Raw genomic sequence first — 3,617 nt, forward strand, 5'->3', positions numbered from 1 at the left:
GAGTAATAGCCTGTTCAAATTAAAATCTAAAAAAATTGGTCGTGAGAGGTCTTTTTAGACAGGATTTGTACTATAGGCTTAATGTTGTTGAAATAAAAATACCTCCATTAAGAGAACGTTCGGATGACATTGCTCTATTGTGTGAAGATATTTTAAACAAACAATTGCAATCTGTAGGACTATTTTTTAAAATAGTAACTGAAAAGGCGATGTTGGCTTTAAATCTTTATGATTGGCCAGGAAATGTAAGAGAGCTGAGAAATGTTTTAGAAAGAGCAGCAAATATTTCATCAAGCAATTTTGTAGACATGCAGCACTTGCCTGAGTCTATAAGAAATAAATTAATATCTGAAGAACATATATCAGTTAATAAGCAATTAAGAGAAAATGTTGCTGAAGCTGAAATAAAAGCCATTATTTCTGCTATAAAAATGTCAAACGGCAGCAGAACAAAAGCTGCGATGATGCTTGGAATACACAGAACAGCAATATATAAAAAGTTGGCTCGGTATGGAATTGATGTAAAAAGCATAGTGTAGAATTTCATCTACTTTTATACTATTTGTAGATTTTGTTCTACACGTAGATAATGACTAATATTAACCAATGTTTTTATATAATAATTAAAAAGCACAAAAGGATGTAGATATACAGCTACATCCTTTTGCGTTTTATGCATAGTTGATTATTTTAATGTTTTGAAATAGTGAAATACCAGCATTAAAAAAAGTGTAATATTGGCATAGTATTTGCTTGATTAATAGACGAGTGATAAAACAATATTAATTATCATTAATAACAAATATAAGGAGGAAACAATGAAAGAAGTTGTAATTGTAAGTGCTGTAAGAACACCTATCGGTAGCTTTGGAGGAAGTCTTAAAGATGTACCCGCAGTAGAATTGGGAACCATTGTTGCAATTGAAGCATTAAAAAGGGCAAACGTTACACCTGAATTGGTTGACGAGGTTATTTTTGGAAATGTGCTTCAAGCTGGGATTGGACAAAATTTAGCAAGGCAGGTAGCAATAGCAGCGGGAATTCCCGTTGAAGTACCTTCTATGACAATTAATAAAGTTTGTGGATCGGGTTTAAAAACTGTTGAACTTGCTGCTCAAGCTATAATGATGGGCGAAGCAGATATAATACTTGCTGGTGGTGCGGAAAATATGAGCAGGGCACCTTATATTCTTCCAAGTACGAGATGGGGGCAAAGAATGGGTGATGGAACAATTGTGGACTCAATGGTTCATGATGGACTCTTTGACATTTTTAATAACTATCACATGGGGATAACTGCAGAAAACATTGCAGAACAATGGAACATTACTAGACAGGAACAGGACGAGTTTTCTGTCAGAAGTCAAAACAGAGCTGAAGAGGCTATAAAAAGTGGAAGATTTAAAGATGAAATAGTTTCTGTAGAAATTCCTCAAAGAAAAGGTGACCCTGTAATTGTTGATACTGATGAATTTCCAAAGTTTGGTGCTACTATTGAAAGTTTAGCTAAACTTAAACCAGCTTTTAAAAAGGATGGAACAGTTACAGCTGGTACTTCTTCAGGTATAAATGATGGCGCAGCAGCAGTTATAGTAATGTCTAAGGAAAAAGCAGAAGATTTAGGCATTAAACCTTTGGCAACAATAATTTCTTACGCATCTGCAGGAGTTGATCCTAAAATTATGGGCTATGGGCCTGTTCCAGCAACTAAAAAAGCGTTGGCAAAAGCAAATATGACAATTAATGATATAGATTTAGTTGAAGCTAACGAAGCATTTGCAGCACAGTCTTTGGCTGTTGTTCGTGATTTAGGACTTAATGCTGAAAAAACAAATGTTAACGGTGGAGCTATTGCTCTTGGACATCCGATAGGATGCTCAGGTACAAGAATTCTTGTTACTTTGATATATGAAATGGTCAAAAGAGATGTTAAAACAGGTCTTGCAACTTTATGTATAGGCGGAGGACAGGGAACTTCATTAATTATAAAAAGATAATAGGAGGCAACAGATTGAACAAAGTAATTTCTGTAGAAGAAGCAGTCGGCATGATACATGATGGCATGAGTATTATGGTTGGTGGATTTCTGGGATGCAAAAACCCATTTACACTAGTAGATGCATTGATTGAAAAAGGCGTTAAGAATATAACTTTAATTGCTAACGATACTTCATTTCCTGAAGTAGGAATAGGAAAACTTATTGTAAATAAACAGGTTAAAAAATTAATAGCTTCACACATAGGAACAAACAAGGAAACAGGCAATCAAATGAATTCAGGGGAACTTGAAGTTGAGCTTGTACCTCAAGGCACTCTTGCAGAAAGAATAAGAGCAGCTGGTGCTGGGCTTGGTGGAATTTTAACTCCAACTGGTTTAGGAACGGTTGTAGCTGAAGGAAAAGATATAATTACTGTAGACGGTGAGGAATACATTCTTGAAAAACCCATAAAGGCTGATATCGCTCTTATTGTAGGGGCAAAGGTAGACAAAAAAGGAAATGTGAGATATTCAAAAGCAACAAGAAACTTCAATACTATTATGGCTACAGCAGCAGACGTAGTAATTGTTGAAGCGGATGAAATAGTAGAAGTTGGTGAAATTGATCCAGATGACGTTATGACTCCTGGTATCTTTATAAAATATATAGTTGGAGGTAATTCATAATGGATGATAAAGAATATATTGCAAGAAGAGTGGCCAAGGAACTTCGTGACGGAGATGTTGTAAATCTTGGAATTGGGCTTCCAACAATGGTTGCTAATTATATACCAGAAGACATTGAAATTACACTGCAGTCTGAAAACGGATTTCTTGGAATGGGGCCTGTTCCTGAACCTGGTAAGGAAGACCCTTATCTGGTAAATGCAGGAGGACTTCATGTAACAATTAATCCGGGTGGAGCATTTTTTGACAGCGCAGAATCTTTCGCTATAATAAGAGGCGGTCATTTGGATGCAACTGTACTGGGTGCATTGGAAGTTGATGAAAAAGGGAACCTTGCTAATTGGATGGTTCCGGGTAAGATGGTCCCCGGAATGGGAGGCGCCATGGATCTTGTAACAGGAGCTAAAAAAGTTATTGTAGCTATGAATCACACAGCAAAAGGCAAGCATAAGATTTTGAAGCAATGCACTCTTCCTTTGACAGCTGTACATGTAGTAGATCTTATTATTACTGAAATGGGTGTAATTGAAGTTACTGATAAGGGACTATTGCTGAAAGAGATAAATCCTAATTATACAATTGAACAGGTTCAAGAAGCAACAGGAGCAACAATCATAGTTTCTGAAAATTTAAAATATACAGAAATTTAAAAAATATAAATTTAAAAAAAATTAAATAATTTAATTTGGAGGGAAAAATGTTAGAAAACAAAGTATGTATAGTTACAGGAGCTGCAAGTGGAATAGGTCTTGCCGTAGCTGAAGCATTCGCTAAGGATGGAGCCAAAGTAGTGATGGCTGATATCAATGAAGAGAAATTAAAAGAAGGAGCAGCAAGAGTAGGCGGAGTATTTTTTAAAACAGATTTAAGCAAAAGGGAAGGCTGCAAAAGTTTAGTAGATTTTGCCGTAGAAAAATTCTCTAAAGTTGATGTTCTTGTAAATGTTGCAGGC

At 35.7% G+C, this 3,617-nt stretch carries 5 protein-coding genes; all 5 read left to right on the forward strand.

What is annotated here, in order from left to right; genetic code table 11:
- Positions 1-41 precede the first annotated feature (41 nt).
- The gene (locus SA378_RS08560) at positions 42-539 is read left to right on the forward strand and encodes a helix-turn-helix domain-containing protein (RefSeq protein WP_318525569.1); all 498 of its coding nucleotides are present in this window, start codon (positions 42-44) and stop codon (positions 537-539) included.
- A gap of 279 nt (positions 540-818) precedes the next feature.
- Positions 819-1,997, forward strand: coding sequence for an acetyl-CoA C-acetyltransferase (locus tag SA378_RS08565; protein WP_318525570.1), 1,179 nt, complete (start codon positions 819-821; stop codon positions 1,995-1,997).
- 14 nt (positions 1,998-2,011) lie between these two features.
- Positions 2,012-2,665, forward strand: coding sequence for a CoA transferase subunit A (locus SA378_RS08570; protein ID WP_318525571.1), 654 nt, complete (start codon positions 2,012-2,014; stop codon positions 2,663-2,665).
- Entirely contained in the window at positions 2,665-3,315 is a 651-nt protein-coding gene (locus SA378_RS08575) for a CoA transferase subunit B (RefSeq protein WP_318525572.1), read from the forward strand. Before SA378_RS08570 ends, SA378_RS08575 begins: the two co-directional genes overlap by 1 nt.
- Positions 3,316-3,362: 47 nt before the next feature.
- Positions 3,363-3,617, forward strand: a 255-nt coding sequence (locus SA378_RS08580; protein WP_318525573.1) for an SDR family NAD(P)-dependent oxidoreductase, incomplete at its 3' end; no start/stop codon positions are given.

It is taken from the genome of Sedimentibacter sp. (genome assembly GCF_033447055.1).
Lineage (GTDB): Bacteria > Bacillota > Clostridia > Tissierellales > Sedimentibacteraceae > Sedimentibacter.

Coding starts and splice junctions, on each gene's coding strand:
- SA378_RS08575 (WP_318525572.1), top strand. CDS start 2,665: ATGGATGATAAAGAATATATTGCAAGAAGAGTGGCCAAGGAACTTCGT.
- SA378_RS08565 (WP_318525570.1), top strand. CDS start 819: ATGAAAGAAGTTGTAATTGTAAGTGCTGTAAGAACACCTATCGGTAGC.